The sequence below is a fragment of the Paenibacillus sp. 01T422 genome (assembly GCF_056398785.1).
Window position 1 is genome coordinate 1 of the sequence record NZ_JBFTQB010001505.1, and the last position, 669, is coordinate 669.

The following is a 669-nucleotide window of genomic DNA, read 5'->3' on the forward strand; positions in this document are numbered from 1 at the left end:
ACTCCAATAGAAATAGGCTGCTCATTTTTGCTTCTTCAATTTTTTCCTTTGCTCGTTCCAAGAACTTCTGCACAACTGCTTTTCAGGACAAGAAAAGCACCTCTTTCACTTTACAGTTGCTTTTGTTTATCTTTGTTTATTGTTTTTAACTGATCATCGCTATTTTTCATTATGTTTTTATATTCAGCAAAAAAACGATCAATATCAACATCGCTTATCTCATCGGCATTTCTTCCAGATAAATAATAATTAATCTCTTCAGTTAAAAATCCTAATTCATTGGTTACGCTGTAAAGAATATCTCTTCGTTTCCTTGATTGAAAATAAGATTCAAATCCAGTTAGAACCGTAACAATACCACTTAATATCAATGCTATTGTCGGTCCCATTGTAAAATTCTTTATACCTAGTGTGACTGTGATTACAGACGAAGCAATAAGAATAGAAAAGTGAAAAATTCTGGACTTTAATCTCTCCTTTCCAGCAGAAATAGCAGATGTTTCGAGATTCTGTTGTATAAGTTGTAGTAAGTACTTTACTTTCTCCATTGTAGTCCCCTAAATGTTTTTTTTAAGTCAAAGATAACAGCATATTCCTAAAGGAACAAGCTGTTGATTTTAAGTAAATGTTATTTGACCAAAATATTCTGGGAGTTCAATTCTAACGTTC

At 32.0% G+C, this 669-nt stretch carries 1 protein-coding gene; it reads right to left on the reverse strand.

Annotation, left to right across the window (positions count from 1 at the left end):
- Positions 1 to 110: 110 nt before the first annotated feature.
- A complete protein-coding gene (locus tag AC1DUA_RS39860) occupies positions 111 to 548 on the reverse strand; it encodes an SLATT domain-containing protein (RefSeq protein WP_477504908.1) in 438 nt (145 codons plus the stop codon).
- Positions 549 to 669: the final 121 nt, after the last annotated feature.

Excerpts from the sequence above, each read along its gene's own strand:
- AC1DUA_RS39860 (WP_477504908.1), bottom strand. The coding sequence starts at position 548 with ATGGAGAAAGTAAAGTACTTACTACAACTTATACAACAGAATCTCGAA.